Genomic DNA, 22,102 nt, shown 5'->3' on the forward strand with positions numbered 1-22,102 from the left:
ACGCCGCCCCGTTCGCGAACCCCTCAGCTCTCGCGCACGACGTCCTCCGGCGACTTGTCGGGTCGAAGGCCCCGCCAGCGCGGATGCCGCGCGACCCCCGTGCTCGTCCAATCGCCGAGCTCGATCTCGCCCACGAGCTCGGGTCGCACCCAGACCGCATCGCTCATGTCGGCCGCAGGCACCTGCACGAAGGGCGATTCGGCCTGCTCGAGTGGCTCCAGCATGGTCATCAGCCGCTCGAGTTGACGTTCGCCGAACCCCGATCCGACGCGGCCGGCGTACTCGAGTCCACCGTCCTCGATACCGCCGCCACCGGGGATGCCGACGAGCAGCGAACGGATGCGCCCCGTGCGGGTGCCCACTCCGCGTCGGTAGCCGCCGATCACGACCTCCTGCGTGAGGGTGAGCTTCAGCTTCAGCCAGTCGCCGCTGCGATCGCCGGGTCGGTACCGGGAGTCGGGGCGCTTCGCGACGAGTCCCTCGAGCCCGAGCCGGCGGCTCTCCTCGAGCGCCTCCGCCGGGCTGCCGGTGGCCGGTGGTGGCACCTCGATCGGCACGCCGCGCTTCATCCTGACGAGTCCGGCCAGCCGTGCGCGGCGCTCGCGGTACGGCTCGTCGACCACTGGCCGGCCGTCGACCTCGAGCACGTCGAAGAGCAGCAGACGCACGGGCACGGATGCCGCGACGCGTTCGATCTCGCGCGGCTTCGTGAGGTTCATCCGATGCTGCAGTCGACCGAAATCGGGGCGCCCGTCGTCGTCGAGCGCGACGATCTCGCCGTCGAGCAGGGCATCACCGCGCACCACGGCGGGCAGGTGCGCGAGCTCGGGGTAGCGGGCGGTGATGTCGATCCCGTTGCGGCTGAGCAGTCGCACGCCGCCCGCCTCGACGCGAGCGAGCACGCGGATGCCGTCCCACTTCCACTCGAGCGCCCAGTCCTCCCCGGCGAGCATGCCGACGGTCGCGGCCGTCGCGAGCATGGGGCGCTCCTCCGTGGAATGAGCCTGCCGAGCGCTGCGGGTCGAGCCTGCAGGCTCGGTTTCGACAGGCTCGGTTTCGACATGCTCGGCTTCGACAGGCTCCACCGGCAGAACCTGCGCTGCGTGCATCGACTGGTCCTTCATGCGGTGCAGCAGCCACGAGCTCTTCTCGCCCTGCCCGTCGGTGCGGATGAGCGCGAGCCGCACCGGCCCGCCGAGCGGTCCGCCCGGCAGCCCGTCGACGTCGATGATGATCTCGTCGTCGCGCCACTTCTCGGTCGCGTAGGTGCCCGCATCCCAGATCGTCATGGACCCGGCACCGTATTCCCCCTTCGGGATGGTGCCCTCGAACGCGGCGTACTCCATCGGGTGGTCCTCGGTCTGCACGGCGAGGTGGTTCGTGCCCGACGTCTCGGGCACGCCCTTCGGCACCGCCCAGCTCTTCAGCACGCCGTCGCGCTCGAGCCGCAGGTCGAAGTGCAGGCGGCGGGCGCGGTGCTCCTGGATCACGAAGCGCGGCTCCCCTGCGCTGGCCTCACCCCATGCCGACGCCGGCATGGGCTCGGGCGTGGCCGCGGCGCTCCGCATCGACAGGTACTGTGCGAGCGGCCCTCCGTGCGAGCGTTCGGTGATCGCGCGCATCGGGTCGCCCGACCCCGCGACCCGTTCGAGCACCTCGGATGCCTCGAGCTGACGCAGCCCGGAATCCTCGAGCTCCTCCCACGTGCGCGGCGCGGCGACCGTCGGTCGTGGACGCCCACGCAACGAGTACGGCGCGATCGTCGTCTTCTTCCCGTTGTTCTGGCTCCAGTCGATGAGCACCCGGCCCGTGCGCAGCGTCTTGCGCATGCTCGAGACGACGAGCTCGGGGTGGTCGGCCTCGAGCGCCCGCGCGAGCTCGTGCGCGACCGCGGAGACCTGGTCCGAACTCTGCGAGCCGTCGAGCGCCGCATACAGGTGGATGCCCTTGCTGCCGCTCGTCACCGGCACCGCCTCGAGGCCCATGCCCGCGATGAGGTCGCGCACGAGCCTCGCGACCTCGGCGCATTCCGCGAGCCCCATGCCCTCACCGGGGTCGAGGTCGAAGACCATGCGGTCGGGCTTCGCGGGCTCCCCTCGGGCGTCGAAACGCCATTGCGGCACGTGCAGTTCGAGGGCCGCCTGCTGCGCGAGCCACACGAGCGTCGCCCGATCACCGGCGATCGGGTACGCCTTGTCGCCGTCGGAGTGGTGCTGGACGCCGCGGCGCACCCACTCGGGAGCGTGCTCGGCGAGGTTCTTCTCGAAGAACGGCTGCTCAGGGGCATCCGCTGTGCCGACGCCGTGCACCCACCGTTTGCGCGTGACCGGGCGCCCCGCGACGAGGGGCACCATGACGTCGGCGATCTCCGCGTAGTAGGAGATCACCTCGCCCTTCGTCATGCCCGTCTCGGGATACATGACCTTGTCGAGGTTCGTCAGCCGCAGGCGGCGGCCGTCGACCTCGACGAGTCGGCGCGCGCCATCGGCCATGCCAACCATCTTGCCGGGGTTCGCACCGGATCACGAGGAACCGCGCGAGGGGTATCGCGCACGCATGCCCCTGGTGTGTACTGGAGGCATGCGAGCCGTCTGGAAGGGGGCGGTCACATTCGGCCTCGTCAATGTGCCCGTCAAGCTGTACAGCGCCACCGAAGACCACGACGTGTCACTGCACCAGGTGCACGACGAAGACGGTGGGCGCATCAGGTACCAACGCAAGTGCGAGGTCTGCGGCAAGGTCGTCGACTACAAGAACATCGACAAGGCCTACGACGACGGCGAGCAGACCGTCGTCATCACCGACGACGACCTGAAGTCGTTGCCGGCAGAACGCAGCCGCGAGATCGAGGTCGTCGAGTTCGTGCCGAGCGACCAGATCGACCCGATCATGTTCGACCGCAGCTACTACCTCGAGCCCGACTCGGCCTCGTCGAAGGCCTATGTGCTGCTGCGCGAGACGCTCGAGTCCACCGACCGCACCGCGATCGTGCAGATGGCGCTGCGGCAGAAGACCCGGCTCGCCGCGCTCCGCGTGCACGGCGACGTGCTCATGGTGCAGACCCTGCTCTGGAGCGACGAGGTGCGCGCCGCCGACTTCGCTTCGCTCTCGGAGCCCGTGAAGATCTCGGCGAAGGAGCTCGACCTGTCGAAGCAGCTCGTCGAGAGCCTCGTCTCCGACTTCGACCCCGAGCAGTACGTCGACGAGTACCAGCAGGAGCTGCGCACCCTCATCGCCGCGAAGCTCGAGCAGGGCGAGGGCATCGACACCGCGGCGACCTTCGGTGAAGAGCCCGAAGAGGAGACCGGCGGCGAGGTCATCGACCTCATGGAGGCGCTGCGCCAGTCGATCGCCGCGAAGCGCGAGGGCTCCGAGGCGAAGCAGACGGGGTCCGCCGCGAAGGCGAAGAAGACCGCCTCGAAGAAGACGGCGAGCACGCGAAAGCGCGCGGCCTCCGAATGAACGGATGCCGCGCGCTCATCACGTGCGGAGTGGGTCGACGCCCTTCGATGCTCTGCCGGGCGCCGACCCCTTCAGCGATCGCTATTCGGCGGTGCACACCTCGGTGACCTTGACCGCTGCCGCCTGGATGTCCGCGGTCTGCGCAGCCTGAGCCTCGGCGTCGATCTCGGCGCCGGCCTCGATCTCGGCAGCGGTGGGCAGCGTCTCCGCCCAGTCGCTCGCCGCGTCGATCTTCTCGTCGAACGCGTCGAGCGCGTCGGCGAGAGCCGAGTCGTCGGCCGCCTGCTCATCGAGCGCGTCGACGCGCTCCGAGAGGCCGTCGAGGTAGGTCTGGAGTTCGGCCGGGTCGGACACGGTCAGGATCGCGTTCTGCGCGCCGTTCGAGACGTCGCGCACTTCGACGCGGACGACCTCGCACGAGTCGGCGGACGGGCTCGCCTCGGTGCCGCCGCTTGTGGCGCAGCCCGAGAGAAGCAGTGCGCCCGCGAAGACGAGCGCCGTGGAAGTGATGATTCGTTGCATATGCAATGCCCCTAAGGTCGAGTGACCAGAAGAGTCTACTCACCGGCTCCGACATTCATCGGGCGCGCACTCCGGGCCTGGGGAACGGGGCTGCACGTCCTCCCGCCAGCCGCTCCGGTGATCCGGGTCGTACCCGAATCACCGGAGCAGAGGTCAGGCGAGCCGGCTCATTTCGCGTTGATCGCGATCTCGAGCAGGTCGAGGGTGGAACCTCGAGACCCTTCTGGGAACGAGACGCGGATGAACTGCGCGGTTCCGGTGAGCGGATAGGTGTTGGGCACCCCGAAGTAGACCCCGCCCGTCGGCCCGGCGACTGCAGCGGAATCCTGCCAGGTCTCCCCGTCGCTGCTCGTCTGGACGACGATCGATTTCGGCGTGTTGACGTAGCGCTGACCCGCGGAGTTGAAGGTCAGCTCCGTGCTCGACAGCGCGGCGGGCTCGTCGAGCTCGAACTGCACCCACGAGGGCGCGGCTCCGGGAGCGGACCAGGCGGAGCCGCCGAGGTGGGCGGCGTCGATCTTGACCCCGTCCGTCAGCTCCGCCGTCGACGAGGAGTCGTCGCTGGCGGTGACCTTCGCCGAGCCCGCGAGATCGCGCGTCGGCAGCAGGTCGAAGAACACCCGGTTGCTGGTGACCGTCTTCCCGCCCAGTTCGACCTCGGCCCAGGCGACGCCACGCGTCGTCTCGGCGACCTCGGGCAGCGAGAGCGCTCCGCCCTCGAACGCGAACGTGTCGAGTTCGGTGATCACGATCGGTTCCGTCTTCGTGCCCGCATCGAGGTCGACCGTACCGGCATGCCAGGTGATCTCGGCAGCATCCAGTCGCACGGACTGACCGCGCGCCGAGCGTCCGTCGAGCGTGTACGCCGGCGATGCCCCGCGGTCGAACGTGCCGAACGTCTCCTTGCCGTCGATCCGCAGCACCGCCGAGGTCAGATCCTCGCCGACGAACGCCACACCGTTCACGACCGTGATCTCGACCTCGGTGCGCTTCGTGACGCCGGCGGCCTTTCCGGTCACGGTGACCGTCACCGAGCCGTCACCTCGGGGCACGACCAGACCGTCCTTGCCGACCGTGGCCACCTTCTTGTTCGACGAGTGGTACTTCACCTTGTCGAGCTCCGTCGCCAGCGAGGGGTACGTCATGTACCCACCGGCGATCAGCTGCAGCCGACCGTCGTCGCGGGCCTCGGCGTCGACCGTCACATCGGTCAGGGCGTACTCGCGATCCGCGTCATCCGTCTCGATCTTGATGATCGTGTCGATCGGATCGGCGGCGACATCGCTCAGGTCGATGGCCAGCGATTCGCCGTCCGGTGTGAACGGGACCGGCTGATCGGCGTTGAGCAGGGTGACCGATTCCACCCCGTGAGTGATGCCCCCGACCGTCAGCTGACGGTTCTCGATCGCGTCGAAGCCCTTCTTGCCGTCGGGTCCCTTCACGATGTGCAGGTAGACGTTGTTGTCGCGAGCGGTCGCGTACCCCCACTGCGGGCCGGTCGTGGCGCTCGGATGGGCGAACTCGTCGTAGTTGCCGATCCCGTCGTCGTCGTACCCGTAGCCCGGCAGGTAGAACGGCATCGTGCCGGTGACCGACTCGTGCAGGTCGACCCCGGGTGCCGGCTTCCACCAATCGACCATCGCCTCGCGAACGTCGATGAACTCCTGGACTCCCTTCGGATAGCGTGTCGCCATCTCGGTGGGCGAATGCCAGTTCGGGCCGCGGCTGTCGATCACGGTCTGGTCGTTGTTGTCGACGTACCCGCGCCCGGCGTTCATGACGGTCTCCTGAACCACCATCCGGAAGTCGTCGCGCTGTCCGTAGTAGGGCGACACCTGGTTCTTGGTACGGATCATCTTCCACGGCTCCATCGGCGTGCGCTTGACCAGATGGTCGGCGCCCGCGTTCGAGAAGATTCCGGATGCCTCGGCGGTGCGGATGTCCGGGTCCCCGAACTCCTCGCCCCAGGCGTTGGAATCGATGATGATGTCCGCGCCGTGATTGCGCACCGCGCTGTACATCACGTCGTAGTTCGCTCCGCGCATCGCCTGCGGTCCGTCGAAGTAGAGATAGCTCGGCTCATACCGGTCGAGCAGGTCCTCGACGTTCTGCACGAACACGTCGGTCGAGTAGTGCTGCAGACCGCCGCCCTCCGTCGCGTAGTAGATCCCGAGATCCATGCCGTATCGCCTCACGGCGTCGGCGTACGGCATCAGCCCGTCGACGACCTTCCCGTCGGCGTCCTTCGGCATGTACTGATTGCGGTCGTGTGCCGGGTCGGCGAACTTCGACGGCCAGTGGTAGTTCTGCTGCAGCGCCTCGAGCGTCACGAGCGAGTGGCCCTGCCCGAGGGCGCGCTGGGCCCACTGGTCGACCGAGTAGTTCGGGTCGACGAAGTAGTTGTAGATCGGGGTGGCGTGCGTGAGCGCGCTGACCCGTCCCTCCTCGAACTCGCGGTTCGGCCGGTCCTTCACCGTGAGGGTGAACTCCTTCGTCGCGGTCGCGCCGGCGCCATCGGTCACCTCGAGGGTGAACGTGTAGTCGCCGATCCTGGCGTTCGGACTGATGACGCCCTGCGGGTTGTCGAGATCCGCCTTGCCGTCGACGAGGCCGTCGGCGATGGTGCCGTCGGCGTTCAGCTCGAGGCCATCCGGGAGTTCCCCGTCGACCAGCTTCCAGGTGTAGCCGGGCTCGCCGCCACTGGCGTTGAACTGGAACGGCGACGCTGAGACGCCATGCGCCTTCGAGGTGACGGACTTGTTCCACACATAGGGCCAGTCCACGTAACCCGTCGGCAGCACGTCCTTCGGCAGGGGGTCCTTGCCCGGGCTGCGGCTCTTGAGCGACTGCGTGTCGATCTGCAGCTCCTCCGAGGGGCCGGCCACCGAGCTGACGATTCCGTCGATGCGGTTGCCCTTGTCGTCGCTGATCCGACCGTAGAAGCCGAGGTAGGCGACGTTCTGGTCCTTGGCGACCGGCACGCCGTTGCCGTTCACATCCTCGGTGTAGGTGTGCTCGATCTGCAGCAGCACCTTGTTCCATCCCGCCTTCAGCTCGACCTCCTGCTTCGTCAGGTCCTTCTGCACCTCGACGGGCGTGCTCGGCGACGTCACGCAGTAGTCGTTCACATAGAGCCGGTACGAGCCGCTGGCCCCGACGTTCACGAACGCCTTCCGCGCCTCCGGGCTGTACACGTAGGTGTGTGCGTAGACGAACTTGTTCCGCGTGTCCTCACCCTTCTTGACCGAGTAGTAGCCGTAGAGGTCCTGGTAGTCGTCGTAGTTGCGGTTGTACAGCCGGTCGTCGAAGTACTCCCACTCGGTCGACTCGGCCTCCGTGCCGAGCGTTCCGCCGAGCGTCGGGGTGATCGGCTCGTCGCCCTCCATCGGCCGCGCCCGCTCGTACACCTCGATCTCGGACAGACCGGTGATCCCCGGGTAGGGGCTCCGATCCGGGTCGATCGTGACGGTCAGCGACACGACGCCCTGGAGGGTCTCCGCGTGCGTGTAGATCGTGGGAGACGTCGGGGCGTTCGAGGTGCTGGCAACGCTCGGCACATCGACCGTCGAGCCGTCCTCGAGGGTGAACGCAAGCCGGTACGACTGGTTCACGTGACGGCCATCGCCCCACTGCGCCAACCGGACCTCGTTCAGCGCGATCGGCGTCTCCCAGGCGAGGGTGACGGTCGGAGCCGACGTGCTCTCCCCCACCCACTGCTTGCGGACGTCGCCGTCGATCAGCTGCGCCGGCGGATTCGCGGCCAGGGCCGTCGAGGCCGTCGCCGTCGCCGACGACGCCAGGTTCACGACCGCGGGCACCTCGCACCCGTAGATCTCGTCCACGACAGCAGTGTCGACCGGCCCGGACACGAGCCACGAATTGATGAACGGTGCGTTCCCACCGACCTGCTGGGCCTGAGCTGGCCCCGCAGATGCACCGACGGCCAGCGCCGTCGTGATCAGCGCCGAAGCGCTGAGTATCGCGATCGGTTTCGTTCGCCTGTCTTGCATGAGTACTCCATTTCTGTGTTCTCGGTTTCTGTGTTCTCGGTTCATCGGTGAACCGACGATCTGGGAATGCCTCCGTGTCGGGAACGCAGAGGTACTGCAGGGGTGGGTATCGAGGTGCGGGGTCGGTCAGCCTTCCGGTGCGGCGGTGTGCTCCGCGAACTTCAGGCGGATGACGAAGACCATGGCCGTCGAAGTGAGCGCGATCCCGACGGTCTGGATGATTCCGGGAGGGTCCGCGATGCCGAGCACGGCGGAGGCGATCCCGACCAACGGTGGGACTGCCAGTCCCAGCACTGCGGCGTATGCGGGGCCTGCACTCAGCAGGATCCGGTGCTGCACGAGATAGGCGGGCACGTAGATCACGATTCCGAGCAAGGCCAGGATCACGATGCTCGACAGGTCCACGTTCCGGCCGGTCGACACCTCGAGGCCGGCCCAGAGCACGAGCGGGATGCTCCCGAGCGCGAAGATCGGGAGGATGCGCGGAGTCAGGGGGCCCTCGTGGTGACGATTGACATGCGCGAAGGAGAGGCTGTAGATCACCATCGAGAACATGGCGGCAATCGCCGCAAGCACTCCGAGGACGGTGTCCGAACCGGCGGTTCCACCGAGTCGCGGAACGACGAAGAGTGCGGCGCCGGCGATGGCAGCGCCCGTGGCGACCAGGGTCGGCACGCTCGCACGTGCCCGCGCAAGCCTGGTCTCGAGAATCAGCACGACCGCAGGCGAGAGCGACAACACCAGGCTCGGCAGCGTCGGCCCGGCGAGGTTGATCGCAACCGTCGACAACATCGTGTAGCCGGCGACCCCTGTCCCAGCGAGAACGACGAGCTGCCACGCGGTGTAACGACCAGGGCGAGCAACCGCGCCCTGGTCGTCCGGGTGCGCCGACGTCCTGTTCCGCGACATGAGCAGCAGGAGCAACAGGCCGAAGGCCGCGAACACCGTGCGTCCTGCGGAGACCACCCCGGCCTCCGCTCCCACGAGGGCGATGCCGACGATCACCCAGGTGGAGGCCAGAAGAACGACGAGCGCGATCGACTGCCCCGCAATGCCCGCGACGAGCGACCTCACGATGTCCTGCGACGCCAGCCGGGGCATCCGCTGCGCCCGGTCCTCGACGTTGTGGAATCGGTCGGTGGATGCTGTCTCATCTTCGAACTCCTCATCGTGTTCGAACTGCTGGAATGGTCGCGGGAGCCCTGAGAACGATCTCGACGGAGGTCGGGTGCGGAGGTGGGGTCGGTTCAGTGATCCATCGCAGCGACGGAGATCGGGACGACGCCGTGCGAACCCGGCTGCCCGTCGTCGAAGTACCGGATCAGCTCCGGCGCGAGTGACGGGATCGTGCGGGCGCCCTGGTCGCTGCGAAGCGATGCGGCGGCGAGCACCCCGACGGCGATGGCCTGACGGGCGGCGACCGGCGAGGTCTCGGTGGCTCCCCCCTCCCGCACGAATCGCAGGAACTCGTCGAGCAGCAACGGGTCGGCGCCGCCGTGGGACCCGGATGCCTCGGGGATCTCGATCACCTCGTCGGGTCGAGCGAAGCCCGGATGCCGTCGTGTCCACACGTGCACGACGCCGTCCGAGTCGTCTCCGACGTTCTCCAGCCGGCCTTCGGTGCCGATCACGGTGTAGTTGCGCCAGTAGTCGGGCGTGTAGTGGCACTGCTGGTAGCTCGCGAGCACCCCGTTGTCGAGCTGCATCGTGATCATCGACAGGTCCTCGACATCCGCCCGCGGATTGATTCCCGTCTGGTCCGCCGGCGGCCAGTTGTCCGTGCTGATCCAGTCGGTCATCATCTGGCCTTCGCGAGCGCCCTGCTGGCTCGGATCGCCGTAGACCGTGAGGCCACCCATCCCCGAGACACGCTGCGAGTACCCGCCGGCCAGCCAGTGGATCACGTCGATGTCATGCGCCCCCTTCTGCAGCAGCAGCGAGTTCACGTGCGACCGCTCGGCGTGCCAGTCCTTGAAGTAGTAGTCCCCGCCGTGTCCGACGAAATGCCGGCACCAGATCGCCTTGACTTCGCCGATGCGGCCCGACTGGATGATGTCGCGCATCAGCCGAACGACGGGCATGTGCCGCATGTTGTGACCGAGGTAGAGCCGCGTGCCCGTGGCACGGGCCAGTTCCAGCATGCGATCGGCATCCTCGATGGAGATCGCGATGGGCTTCTCGCAGAACACGGCGACGCCCGCCGCGAGGCACTGGCAGACGACGTCGGCGTGCGTGTCGTCGGGCGAGAGCACGAACACGGCCTCGACACCGGCCTCGAGCAGTTCGTCGAGGTCGCCGGTGACCAGCGCCTCGGGGAACTGCTCGTGGGCACGAGCGCGAGCACGCTCGGAGGGGTCGCAGATCGCCCGGATCTCGACATCCGCCCGATTCGCGAGCTCCTCTGCGAGGAGCGCGCGCACTCCGAAGCCGACGATGCCGACCGGCATCCGTGTGTTGCCCATTCGGTTGTTACCCTTTCGTTCCGGTGAAGGCGATGCCCTGGATGAACTGTCGCTGCAAGACGAGGAAGACGGCGATCATCGGCAGGGAGCTCAGCAGCGCGCCGGCCATGAGGAGCGCGTCGTCCCGCAGGCGCAGATCCGTGAGCAGACTGAGGCCGACGCTCAGCGGCATCGAGTTGACGTTGCCGGAGACCACGAGCGGCCAGAGGAAGTCGTTCCACGACCACAGCGCGGTCAGCAGCGTGAGCGCGATGATCCCCGGCTTGGCGAGCGGCAGCATGACGCGCCAGAAGATCTGCCATTCGTTCGCGCCGTCGAGGCGCGCGGCCTCCTCGAGTTCCATCGGCAGTGTCTGGAAGAACTGTCGCAGCAGGAAGGTGCCGAAGACGCTGAACAGTCCGGGAAGGGCGATGCCCGGGATGGTGCCGAGCAGGCCCATCTCGCGGATGATCTCGTACTGCGGCAGGAGGAAGAGCTGACCGGGAACCATCAGCACCGCGAGGAACGCGATGAACAGCACGTTCTTGCCCCGGAAGTGGAAGCGGGCGAACCCGTATCCGGCCATCGTGCAGAGCAGGACCTGACCGAGGGTTCGGATCACGGTCAACAGGATCGAGTTGCCGAGCAGGTTCCAGAACGGCAAGGTGTCGAAGACCTTGGTGTACGCGCGGGTCGTGAACGGATCCGGGATGATCTGCGGGGGCACGGAGGAAGCCCCGGACAGCGTCTTCAGAGAAGTCAGAACCTCCCAGATGAACGGGAACACCATCACCGCGGATCCGAGGATGAGCAGGACGTACACCCAGAACAGCGGTTTGCCCGGTGCACGGCCCGTTCGGCGCGGCGTCGCGACCGGTGCCGGTTCGCGCACCGTGACCGATGCTCGTTCACGCGTCATGACCGACGTCGGCTCACTCATAGTGCACCCACCTTCGCTGCAGTCGGAATTGGATGGCGCTCAGCACCAGGATGATCGCGAGCAGCACGCAGGCGATCGCGGCGGCGGCACCGAGATCGTGCTGCAGGAAGCCCCGGGTGTAGAAGAGGGAGACCAAGGACTGCGACTGGGACTGGGCCGGGTTGTTGGGGTCGATCATCAGGAAGATCAGATCGAAGACCTGCATCGATGCGATCACGCTCAGCACGCTCAGCAGGAAGGTCGTCGGGGAGAGCAGCGGGACGATGACCGAGACGAATCGCCGCACCGGACCGGCGCCGTCGAGTTCTGCGGCCTCGATCAAGGTGTCGGGAATGCCCTGCAGCCCGGCCGTGAAGATGATGATCTGCGTGCCGAGCCCCATCCAGATGCCGACGATCGCGATCACGACCATGTTGACGACCGGTGTGGAGAGCCAGGCGACTCCCGGCAGACCGATTGCCCGGAGGCTGAGGTTCAGCACCCCGTAGTCGACGTTCAGCAGGAGCCGCCACACCAGTGCGACCGCGACCGGCATCGTGACGACGGGGAGGAAGAACAGGACCCTGAACAGGCTCCGCCCCTTCAGCCCCTTCGTGTTGATCAGCACCGCGACGATCATCGCCACCGGGATTCCGATGAGGCAGATCACTGCATACAACAGGGTGTTCAACAGCGCGCGGCCGAGATCGGGTTCGGAGAAGACCTCGACGAAGTTGTCGATGCCGACGAAGGTCTCGCCGCCGAAGGGCCCGACGTCCTGGAACGACAGGTAGATGCCCCTGATGATCGGCCACAGGTAGAAGACCACCAGCCCGAGACCGGCGGGCCCGATGAACAGCAGTGCCCACCAGGCCCGCCCGCGGCTCAGCTGCGCGGCCGAACGCCGCGGTGCGGCGTTGCGGCCGCGCAGTTGTCGCGTCATTCGTCTTATTCCTTGGCGAGAAGGTCGTTCATCTCGGCGGCAAGCTCCTTCAAGCCGGTCTCCGTGTCGAGCTGGCCCGACAGGATCTGCTTGATGTAGTCCTCCTCGACGGGCACCCACGCCGTGGTGTTCTTCGAGATGGGCAGGGGCGCCCCGGTCTCGACCGCGTCGAGGAAGATCTGCGCGTCGATCGTCGACAGTGCATCGACCCATGCCTGCTGCGTGCCGTTGAACGCGGGGATCACGGTGGCCGTCTTCGCCTGGATCTCGGCGGCCTCCTCTCCGCTGAGGAACACGGCGAACTCCTTGGCCACGTCGAGGTTCTCCGACTTCGCGGACACGGCGTTCGCGAGGCCGTGCACGACCGAGGTGTTCTCCCCGGTCGGACCGATCGGCAGCGGCGCGACACCGATCACATCGGCGATCGCCTCGGCCGCGCTGTAGGTGCCCGCGGCCCAGGAGCCGTCGAGGAACATGCCCATCTTCCCCGAGCTGAAGGTGTCGCCGGGCCACGTGTCGGTGAGCTGCTGGAGCGTCGGCGATGAACCGTTCGCGATGAGGTCGGCCCAGAACTGCACGCCCTCCGCCGCCTCCGGAGTGTCGTACCCCGACGTCGTGCCGTCCTCGGAGATGACCTCGCCGCCGGCCTGGAGAATCGTGTTGTAGTACGTCATCTGGCCGTACGGGGCCGCAGCGGTGCCGTAGACGCCCTTGGCCGGATCACTGATCTTCTGGGCTGCGTTCTGGAAGTCCGCCCACGTCCACCCCGCAGCAGGGTACTCGAGGCCGGCCTCGTCGAAGAGCGCCTTGTTGTAGTAGACGCCGATGGTGTCGAAGTCCTTGGGCGCACCGTAGAGGCTGCCGTCGTAGGTGTAGAGATCGACCAGGGAATCGGGGTAGTCACCGGCCTCGATGCCGGTGTCGTCGAGCGGGGCCAGCTGTCCGTTCGAGGCGTACAGCTGGAAGTTCGGTCCGTTCACCCAGAAGACGTCCGGCCCGGTGCCGGCGCTCATCTGCGTCTGGATCTTCGTCCAGTAGTCCTTCGACGGGATGACGGTGATCTCGACGTCGACGTTCGGGTTCTGGGCCTCGAACTCGTCCGCCACCTCACGCAGAGCCGGCTCCTGGTTCTGATCCCAGATCGTGTAGTTCAGGGTGGTCGGGCCGTCCTGGCCGCCACTCGATGAGCATCCGGCGAGTGCGAGAGCGGCGGCCATCGCCGCCCCCAGCGCTACCGCGCCAGAGCGAAGAACACGTGATTGCATTTCGGTTCCTTTCCACCGCGACGATGCGATGTTCGGTCGATGTTCACTGAAATCGTTCGGTGCTTAAACGATTATGCAGGACTGTAGCGAACGTCAGACGTCTCGGTCAAGAGCACCGACGGGTATTGCGGACGATCGGATCTCGAACGGTCGTTCCGCGCGAAGCGCGATTCCCGCTCGCCCGCGCGAGTCGAGTCAGTTCGCGCGGGTCGACCCGCGCGCGAAGAGGGTCGGCTCGAGTTCCAGGATGCGGTTCGTCGGTGTTTCGGCATCCAGAGCCCGCGCGAGCACGAACTCGATGATCCGCGCACGCATGTCGACGGCACCGACCGAGCTGATGTCGGACTGCGCGGCCTGACGAGAGTCGCCGATGCCGATGACCGCGACGTCTTCGGGCACACGCAGGCCCAGCTCCCGCGCCGTATGCGCCGCCGCGAATGCGGCGAAGTCGGCTTCCGCGAACACCGCATCCGGTCGGTCGTCACGATCGAGAAGCAGCCGTGCCGCGCGATACGGGTCGAGCAGGTCCTTCGCGTACTCGGCGATGTAGCCGTCGGGGACGGACCTCCCCGCCGATTGGAGCGTCTCGACGTACGTCTGCCGACGAACGCTCTCGTGAGGCGAGTCGCGATCGGGAGCGATCGCGAGGCAGGCCACCCGTTCACGTCGCTCCAGCAGGTGCTCGACGGCCATCCGGGCAGCGCGACGCTCATCGAAGCGGATGACATCGAAGCCGTCGGGTTCGAGGTAGGCCGAGTAGACGGACACCTTGCGAGCCAGGGGACCCAGCGCATCACGCCACTGAGTGCTCTCCGAGGCGTCGGCGGCAGCGACGAATGCGGCATCGAACTCACTTCGCGCGAGCGCCGCCGCGAAGTCGGAATCCAAGGCGATCAGCGTCGTCCACCCGAGCGCAGGTGTCGCTTCGGTGAAGGACTCCGCAATGCTCAGCGTCCACGGATCACCGAGCATGTGCAGCACGAGCTGGATGACGCCGGTTCGACCGGTCCGCACCGACCGCGCCATCCGGTTCGGCAGGTAGTGGAGTCCAGCGGCGGAGGCGCGCACCCGCTCCGCTGTCTCATCCGAGTACCGTGCACCCTCTTTCTGCGTACCCGTGAGCACGTAGGAGGCAGTCGCGATCGAGACCCCCGCGTGGGCGGCGACCTCGCGCAGGGTCACCCGCGGGCGCTCCTTGCCGGCTCGTGCACTCATGATTCCCCGAGCCTAGCCGTCGCCCTGCCATGAGCAGCGTGGGCGACCGCCACGGCAGGCGAGCATCCGACCGACGTTGCAGATTCGAAGCATCCGGAAATGAATCTGATTCATCAACACAAATCAGCACTCATTGCCGCGTTGTGGATGCGGCGTTCGCCCAGAGACTGCGTCACTCAGGCCTTGTCTTTTGGAACATGAGTCTGATCTAATCACCAAAGGAGTTGAGTCTGCATCAGATACATCTCCGTGCGGATCCTCGGCAGAAGGCACCCATCGGCGGGACGGCTGCATGTACCACCGCTCGCCTCCGGTCGCCCAGGAAAGAGCCGTCGACGGCTCCGCAGCGATGAAGAATCGGCAACCTCAACGAAGAGAAGGACGCAACGATGAACAGATTGCGCACGATCCGACACAGAGCGGCAGGTCTGATCGCCACAGCGGCGGTCGTAACTGCCGCGTGTGTGCTGCCCGCGCTACCGGCGCAGGCCATGCAGACCACTGGCACAGCGCCCTACCTGAACCAGTGGCTGGTATCCGGTCCATTCACGGACCCCGTCGTGGAGAGCGCGACGGAGCCGGTGGTTCCCGGCCTCGGCGCCGAACTGGACGCCTCCGGCGGCGCTGAGGAGTCGGAGTGGCAGTACTTCGACGACCGGATCTTCAACCGGAACTACGACGACTACAACGACCTGATGGGCTACTTCGACGTCAAGCAGGGCCAAGCCACCACGAACAAGTGGGTTCTGGCAGCAACCTACGTCCACAGCCCGACCGCGCAGCGCGTGCAGTGGCAGGTCGGCGGCTCCGGCGTGTACCGGCTCTTCGCCAACGACACGAGTGTCGGCGCCCAGACCTCCGTGGCCGGCCGAGTGAGCAAGACCGGCACCCGCTACCCCGTCGATCTTCAAGCCGGGTGGAACAAGCTGATCATCGAGATCCAGCACAAGAACCCGGGCAGCAACAAGAACTTCCTCGGTTTCTACTCGCGGATCTCCGACACCAGCGGCAACGAAGTGCCGAAGCTGACGTACTCGGTGGCCGGCGATGCCCGCGATGAGCTGGCGATCGTCACGAGCGGACTCGACGTCGACCAGGCTGCGTTCGAGGAACGCAACGCGGAGGTCCCGGCGAACGAGTACCCGGGCAACGTCCTTCCATACGCCTACGACGAGAACCCGTACGTCGGCATGGTGGCCACGCTCGACGGCAAACAGATCACCTCGAGCATCGCCCCGCAGGCGACATCCTTCACCTTCCAGGCCGCCGGCGGAGCGCCGGGCTACAGCTGGAAGGTCACCGACGGCGACCTCCCACCCGGTCTGAAGCTCACCTCCGACGGTCGTATCGAGGGCACCGTCGCCGACGGAGCGCACGAAGAGGACGGGAAGGACTACACCTTCACCGTCGAGGCCACGGATGCCGACGGCAGCACGGCGACCGAGAAGTACACCATCTCCGTCAAGCAGAACCCCGTCGACTGGTTCATCGACGGCAAGATGTCGGCGCTGACCCACACGACCGGCACGATGCCGAACCTGTACGACCCGAACTACAACTTCGACGAGTGGGCCCAGACCGCGAAGGAGATGGGAATGACGATGCTCTCGACCGAGAGCATCCAGAACACCATCTACTACTGGCCGTCGCCGAACGCGAACCTCACCCCCGACAACGGCAACAAGCTGTTCAAGTACAACGCGCTGGAGCAGGCCGACGACGGCAGCTGGCAGGTGCGCGACCGCGTGAAGCAGGCGAAGGACGCCGCTGAACGCCACGGCCTGAAGTTCGGCGTGTACCTGTCGGCCCTGTACGAGGGCCGGGAGATCCTCGAGAGCGACATCCAGGGCCTCGTGGCCCGTTACGACCCGTGGTACGTGTTCGCCGACGGCGGCCCGGAGTCGTACTCCAACACGGATGTCGCCTGGAGTTCGGCGCGCAACTACAACGATCGGGTTCTGATCGACGCCAACCCGAACGCGCAGACCGGCGACCAGGACATCACCCTGCACGAGCGCCCGTTCTGGAACAGCGAACCGTACAACGGCGGCGGCTGGGTGAACGGCATCCTCAAGCAGGGCAGGAAGACCGCTCACGAGGAGTGGAACGACCCGTACACCACGGCGCTCGACATCTGGACGCAGTACGCCAAGGGCAACGAGCGCGACGACTGGGCCGAGGCGACCAAGGAGCTGATCAACCAGTACGGCCACGGGTACGTCATGAACTACGACTCGTCGATCACCGTCACCCGCGGCATGGACAACCTCAGCAGCAACCTCGACAACACCAACATCTTCTCGATGGTGCCGATCTCCTCGCAGCAGCTCTCCGACATGCGCAAGTCGATCGTCGACTGGATGGACAACCCCGGCGGACCCGACCTGCGTGAATCGATGTACGGCACCACGCCGTACACGCTCGACTACACGCTCAAGCCGGGGTGGTTCGACGACCCGTTGAAGGCGATCGCCTTCGGGCAGGGTCCCGACTGGGGCTACGCGATGTCCCGCGACCAGTTCGTCTACCTGCACATGGTCGACAACCAGATCGCCGGAACGGCGAAGTCCGGCTTCACCGGGCAGGACCGGATGGACGGCATCGGCCCGTTCACCCACCCGATCTCCAAGGTCGAGTGGCTCAACGAGGACGCCGCGCTTCCGTTCGAGTCGAAGCAGGTGGGCGACGAGTACTACGTGGACATCGACACCTCGTCGGTCACCGCCGATCCGATCGACACCGTCATCAAGGTCACCACGAAGAGCAAGGAGCGCAGCTACGAGCTGACAGGCGTCAAGACGTTCAGCAGCCAGAAGGATCCGCGCACCCTGCAACTGCGGACCGAGAGCTACATGAACGACCTGACCAACGTCTTCGCTCCCGCGAAGATCACCTTCGAGAGCGACAACCCTGCCGTCGCATCGCCGAAGGGAGCCAGCGGCAAGATCCGGGCCGGGGAGGACGGCAGCGCCACGATCACCGTCACCGCGACGTACAAGGACGGTGTGAACACGGCCCAGGTGAAGACCGACACCTATCCGGTGGTCGTGCACGACGGGGTGATCTCGCCGAGCCTCCCGCTGACCGGTGTCGCGATGACCACCGATGGCGCGCCGTTCTGGAAGGAGCTCCAGGCGCGTCAGCAGGTTCCGGTGACCTTCCAGGGCTTCACCGAGAAGGGCGGCACCGTCGACATCCTGAATCCGGCCGACGTGACGTATCACTACGCGACCGTCGACGGCCGTCGGGACATCCCCACCGGCAAGATCGACATCAGCGAGGTATCGGCCGACCAGGTGCCATTCGCGGTCGAAGACGGCGTGCTGCAGGTCACGGGCGGTGTCAAGAAGTCGACCATGTACAGCTACTGGGCCGAGGTCACCGTGGGTGGGAACACCTTCACCTCCACGCGGAACTTCGTCTCGATCCTGCCCGACAGCAACGCTGCCGCGGGTCTCGTGCCGACCGTCTCCACCGACGAAGCGCATGCGGAGAACCTGAGCGACGGCATCATCAACGAAGCATCCGGTGGCAACACCTCGAAGTGGGTCGTGCCCGCCGGCGAGTCCGGCAGCATGACGTACGACCTGAAGTCGCTGCAGGAGCTCACCCGTGTGAATCTCTTCTTCAACCATCGCATGCCCGACGCCGACAACGTCACCTACTTCAACGTGCCGAAGCAGGTGAAGATCGAGTACAGCACGGACGGGGAGACCTGGACGACGGGCACCGAGACCACCGAAACGTCGGGCGGCGGGTTGCCGACCTCGAGGAACACGAAGGCGGTTCCGAAGAGCGACACGACGCTGTACGGCTGGGAGCAGGATGGCCTCTACTACAACTACCCCGTCGACCCGAGCCACGCCAGCGTGCAGGCCCGGTACGTGCGGGTGTCGTTCCCCGGAGGCGGTCAGAACGGCAGCCCCGTCGACGTTCTGGAGACGCAGGTCCACTCCCTGCGCGACCTGACCGCCCTCAGCCGCATCACGCTCGACGCGGCCATCGCCGACGACGGCGCAACCGCGCAGGTCGAGACGCAGGGATGGTCGTTCCTGGACGAGCAGGTGGCGCTGGAGACGAGCGGACTCGGCTACACCAGCGAGAACGAGGCCGTCGCGAAGGTCGACTCCAGCGGTCTGATCACTGCTGTGTCCCCAGGGCGGGCGAAGATCACGGTGTCCGCTGAGCGAGACGGGTATCGCGCGAGCGAGTACCTGTACATGGACGTGGATGACCAGGGCCGCCTCTCGCTGGCGACCTACGTCAGCTCCGCGACCATGAAGCTGAGCAGTGACCAGATTCGGGTCGGTGCTCCGATCGTGGGCACGGTCGAGGCGACGCTGAACACCGGCGACGCGGCGAACCTCTCCTCCGCCGAGATCGAATACGTGTTCAGCGACGACCGACTGCAACAGGTGCCGGGGACCGACACGATCGTGCTGAAGGAGCCGATCACCGGCAGCTTCACCTCGACGGTCGAGGCCGTCGTCACCCTCGACGGTGTCGTCGTTCGCTCGAACTCGGAGACGGTCCGGGCCGCCGGTGACAACCTCGCCGGCCTCGCGGACGTCACGGTCTCGTCGGTGCGCGACCGCACCGGCGCCCCGAACGGGAACGACCAGGACGCGCGCTATCTGGGCACGAAGGCGACCGACGACAACAAGTCCACATCGTGGGCGGCGAAGAAGGCCGATGCGACGCCGTCGATCACGCTGCGCTTCGCCGACCCGGTGCAGATCGACCGGATCAACCTGGTCGAGCGGGGCGCCGAGGTCGACCAGGTCCGCGAAGGACTGCTGGAGTGGGAGGGCGGCAGCAAGCTCGTCACGGATCTCAAGCGGGTCGGGCAGCCCGACAACATCGTGACGTTCGATGCGCCGATCACCACCTCATGGGTCAAGTTCACGATCGACCCGAACAACACCTATGACAATGTGGCGGTCGGTGGAGAGACCGGTTTGGCCGAGTTCCAGGTGTTCGCACCGCAGGCCGATCGCGCCGTCGTCGATGTCGTCAGAGCCGTGGCGGACACGGTCGTCGGGCAGATCCCCACCCTTCCCGCACAGGTCGACGCGGTGTACAGCGACGGCACCACCTCGGCTGTGCCGGTCACGTGGGAACCGGTGACGGCAGAGGACGTCTCGGAGGAAGGCTGGTTCATCGTCACGGGCACCATCGAGGGCACGTCGGTCAAGGCCGACGGCGTGGTCACCGTGCGACGCCAGTAGAGCTCCCGCACTCCGGGACCGCGTGAGCTCAGACACCCGGCGTTGCTCGCGAGAGCAGCGCCGGGTGTCGCTTCTCCGGCGGCCCGCACCGTGAGCCGAGGATGCGGCAGACACCTGTTGTAGGCTCATCGTCAAGATTCCCGACGAAGGAGAGCGCGTGGCAGGCTTGGCGGAGTCGGAGCCAAGCGCGCCGCAACCGGCGTCCGGCTATCGTCCCGGCTACGAGATCGCCGCCGAGCGCATCCTCGAGTACATCGTGGGTCAGGAGCTTCGGCCCGGCGCGCGTCTGCCCACCGAGACGGCGCTCGCCGAGATCATCGGCATGTCGCGGACGATCGTCCGCGAGGCGGTGAAGATCCTCTCGGCTCTGGGTCGCCTGTCGGTCCAGCGCGGACGCGGCATCTACGTCGCGAGGCCCCAGGAGGTTCCGTGGGCCCCATCGCTCTCCGAGTTCCTGCCCACCGACCCCGATCAGGTCGACGAGATCTTCGAGTTCCGACGATTCGTCGAGCTCAGCACCACAGACCTAGCTTCGCGCCGCGCGACACCGGCCCAAGTGCGTGCGATCCGAGAGGCCGCCGACCGCACGCTGGAACTGGCCGAGGGCGATCTCGCGGCATTCAACGAGGCCGACTCGATCTTCCACCGCGCCATCGGCGAGGCCTCGGCGAACATGTTCATGGTGGGCTGCCTCGATGCCGTGCAGCGGTTGCAGCTGCAGATCAGCGTGATCGGGTTGGCCAGCACCGCGGGCGGATCGATCACGGCCGCCGCGCAGCAGCACGTCGCGATCGCCGCTGCGATCGCCGCCGGAGACACGGCCCTCGCCGTCCGTCTCATGGCCGCGCACATCGACATCACGGCGCAGCAGTTCAAGGGTGCCATCCTCGGCCGGGTGTTCAGCTCGGCGTCGGAGCCTGCCGAGCACTGAACCTCCGATACCTCGGACCGAACTCAGCTCTCGACGAGGGAGAGCGGATCGGCGTTCACATAGCCGGTCAGGGCCGACGGGTACTCGAGCCCCCTCGGCAGGGAGACGCCCGGGCCGACCGGCGCACGCAGGTAGCCATCGGCGTCGATGCCGTCGGTGCGCACGAACTCGGTGTGAGTGACGAGCGATTCGTAATAGGTCGCGTTGCTGACGGCCATGCAGAGGTGACGCTCTGCCTCACCCATCCCATGGGGTTCGGCACGCAACCGGAAGGCATCCGCCAGATGCGCGGTGCGCATCGCGCCGGAGATGCCTCCTCGAAGTTCTGCCGAGATGCGCAGTCCGAACGTGGCCGCGCCGGCACTGACGAAATCGGCGGAGTTCATGTACGAGCCGTCCGAGGTCTCGGCTGAGAGCAGCGGCACGCGGACCGCGCGGCCGAGCGCCCCATACGCCGAGACCGAGAACTCGCGCATCGGCTCCTCGTACCAGAGGTAGTCCGCATCCGAGAGCGCGTGCCCGAGGAAGATGGCGTCGGGGAGATCGAACCCGGCGGAACCGTCGTACATCAGCGGTACATCGGGGCCGACGTGGTCGCGAAGCGCTTGGCACAACGCTGCGTCTCGACGCGCATCGCCCCACGCGTGCAGCTTGATCGCCGGGTAGCCCTGCTCGAGTGCGCGATCCGCAACGGCGAGGAACTCCTCCGTCGTGTCGAACGTCGTGGTCGAGGCGTACGCGGGGATCCGCGTCCTCGCACCCCCCAGGAACTGCCAGAGGGGCAACCCGGCCTCACGCGCAGCGAGGTCCCACAGCGCCACGTCCACCGTGCCGAGGTACGGGAGGGCGAACTCCTCGAGTCGGTCCAGCTCCCAGATGCGGTGGTAGAGATGCTCGCGCTGCAACGGGTCCTGCCCCACCAACTCATCGCGCCAGACGCGATCGACCAGGTCGCGCAACATGGAGGCGCTGCCGGGGCGTGACGCGAAGGCCACCCCCGTCGCACCGGTGTCGGTACCGATGCGAAGGATGCCCCGCTCCCCCGCGGCGCCGCTGCCGGGCAGCCCTGCACGCCATTTGAACGACGGCGATGGGGCCGCGACCGGCACGGTCCACACTTCCACGTGGGTGATCTTCATTGAGCGCTTCCTCGAACGACGGAACCT

The 22,102-nt window shown here is 66.8% G+C and carries 13 protein-coding genes; 3 read left to right on the plus strand and 10 right to left on the minus strand.

Translation table 11 applies throughout. The features are described 5' to 3' along the window. Positions 1-23: 23 nt before the first annotated feature. Complete coding sequence (locus JOE59_RS14105) at positions 24-2,492, minus strand: ATP-dependent DNA ligase (RefSeq protein ID WP_204461390.1); 2,469 nt, start codon at positions 2,490-2,492, stop codon at positions 24-26. Between the two features lie 88 nt (positions 2,493-2,580). Here JOE59_RS14105 and ku point away from each other — a divergent pair, with 88 nt between their 5' ends. Then, positions 2,581-3,462: a non-homologous end joining protein Ku gene (gene ku, locus JOE59_RS14110; RefSeq protein WP_204461394.1), complete on the plus strand. Its 882-nt coding sequence runs from the start codon at positions 2,581-2,583 to the stop codon at positions 3,460-3,462. A gap of 81 nt (positions 3,463-3,543) precedes the next feature. Here the strand turns inward: ku and JOE59_RS14115 are convergent, their stop codons facing one another. From JOE59_RS14115 to JOE59_RS14150, 8 genes are all read right to left on the minus strand, one after another. After that, the gene (locus JOE59_RS14115) at positions 3,544-3,984 is read right to left on the minus strand and encodes a hypothetical protein (protein WP_204461396.1); all 441 of its coding nucleotides are present in this window, start codon (positions 3,982-3,984) and stop codon (positions 3,544-3,546) included. Positions 3,985-4,151: 167 nt separating this feature from the next. Continuing rightward, positions 4,152-7,826, minus strand: coding sequence for a discoidin domain-containing protein (locus tag JOE59_RS14120; RefSeq protein WP_204461402.1), 3,675 nt, complete (start codon positions 7,824-7,826; stop codon positions 4,152-4,154). Positions 7,827-8,120: 294 nt separating this feature from the next. Further along, positions 8,121-8,939 (minus strand): DMT family transporter, encoded by an 819-nt coding sequence (locus JOE59_RS14125; protein WP_204461404.1) that lies wholly within the window; start codon positions 8,937-8,939, stop codon positions 8,121-8,123. A gap of 302 nt (positions 8,940-9,241) precedes the next feature. After that, positions 9,242-10,456, minus strand: coding sequence for a Gfo/Idh/MocA family protein (locus tag JOE59_RS14130; protein ID WP_204461406.1), 1,215 nt, complete (start codon positions 10,454-10,456; stop codon positions 9,242-9,244). Positions 10,457-10,463: 7 nt separating this feature from the next. Further along, positions 10,464-11,375, minus strand: a complete 912-nt coding sequence (locus JOE59_RS14135; protein ID WP_239560264.1) for a carbohydrate ABC transporter permease — start codon at positions 11,373-11,375, stop codon at positions 10,464-10,466. Continuing rightward, the gene (locus JOE59_RS14140) at positions 11,368-12,297 is read right to left on the minus strand and encodes a carbohydrate ABC transporter permease (RefSeq protein ID WP_204461408.1); all 930 of its coding nucleotides are present in this window, start codon (positions 12,295-12,297) and stop codon (positions 11,368-11,370) included. The genes JOE59_RS14135 and JOE59_RS14140 overlap by 8 nt, the downstream gene beginning before the upstream one ends. A gap of 5 nt (positions 12,298-12,302) precedes the next feature. Then, complete coding sequence (locus JOE59_RS14145; RefSeq protein WP_239560266.1) at positions 12,303-13,514, minus strand: ABC transporter substrate-binding protein; 1,212 nt, start codon at positions 13,512-13,514, stop codon at positions 12,303-12,305. A gap of 243 nt (positions 13,515-13,757) precedes the next feature. Then, complete coding sequence (locus JOE59_RS14150) at positions 13,758-14,777, minus strand: LacI family DNA-binding transcriptional regulator (RefSeq protein WP_204461412.1); 1,020 nt, start codon at positions 14,775-14,777, stop codon at positions 13,758-13,760. A gap of 560 nt (positions 14,778-15,337) precedes the next feature. On the opposite strand from JOE59_RS14150, the gene JOE59_RS14155 reads away from it, so the two are divergent. Both JOE59_RS14155 and JOE59_RS14160 read left to right on the plus strand, forming a co-directional pair. Then, positions 15,338-20,005, plus strand: coding sequence for a DUF7402 domain-containing protein (locus JOE59_RS14155; protein WP_204461415.1), 4,668 nt, complete (start codon positions 15,338-15,340; stop codon positions 20,003-20,005). 157 nt (positions 20,006-20,162) lie between these two features. Then, positions 20,163-20,936 (plus strand): FadR/GntR family transcriptional regulator, encoded by a 774-nt coding sequence (locus tag JOE59_RS14160; RefSeq protein WP_204461417.1) that lies wholly within the window; start codon positions 20,163-20,165, stop codon positions 20,934-20,936. 23 nt (positions 20,937-20,959) lie between these two features. Here the strand turns inward: JOE59_RS14160 and JOE59_RS14165 are convergent, their stop codons facing one another. After that, a complete protein-coding gene (locus JOE59_RS14165; protein WP_204461419.1) occupies positions 20,960-22,075 on the minus strand; it encodes an enolase C-terminal domain-like protein in 1,116 nt (371 codons plus the stop codon). Positions 22,076-22,102 lie beyond the last annotated feature (27 nt).

Source organism: Agromyces cerinus (assembly GCF_016907835.1).
GTDB lineage: Bacteria > Actinomycetota > Actinomycetes > Actinomycetales > Microbacteriaceae > Agromyces > Agromyces nitratus.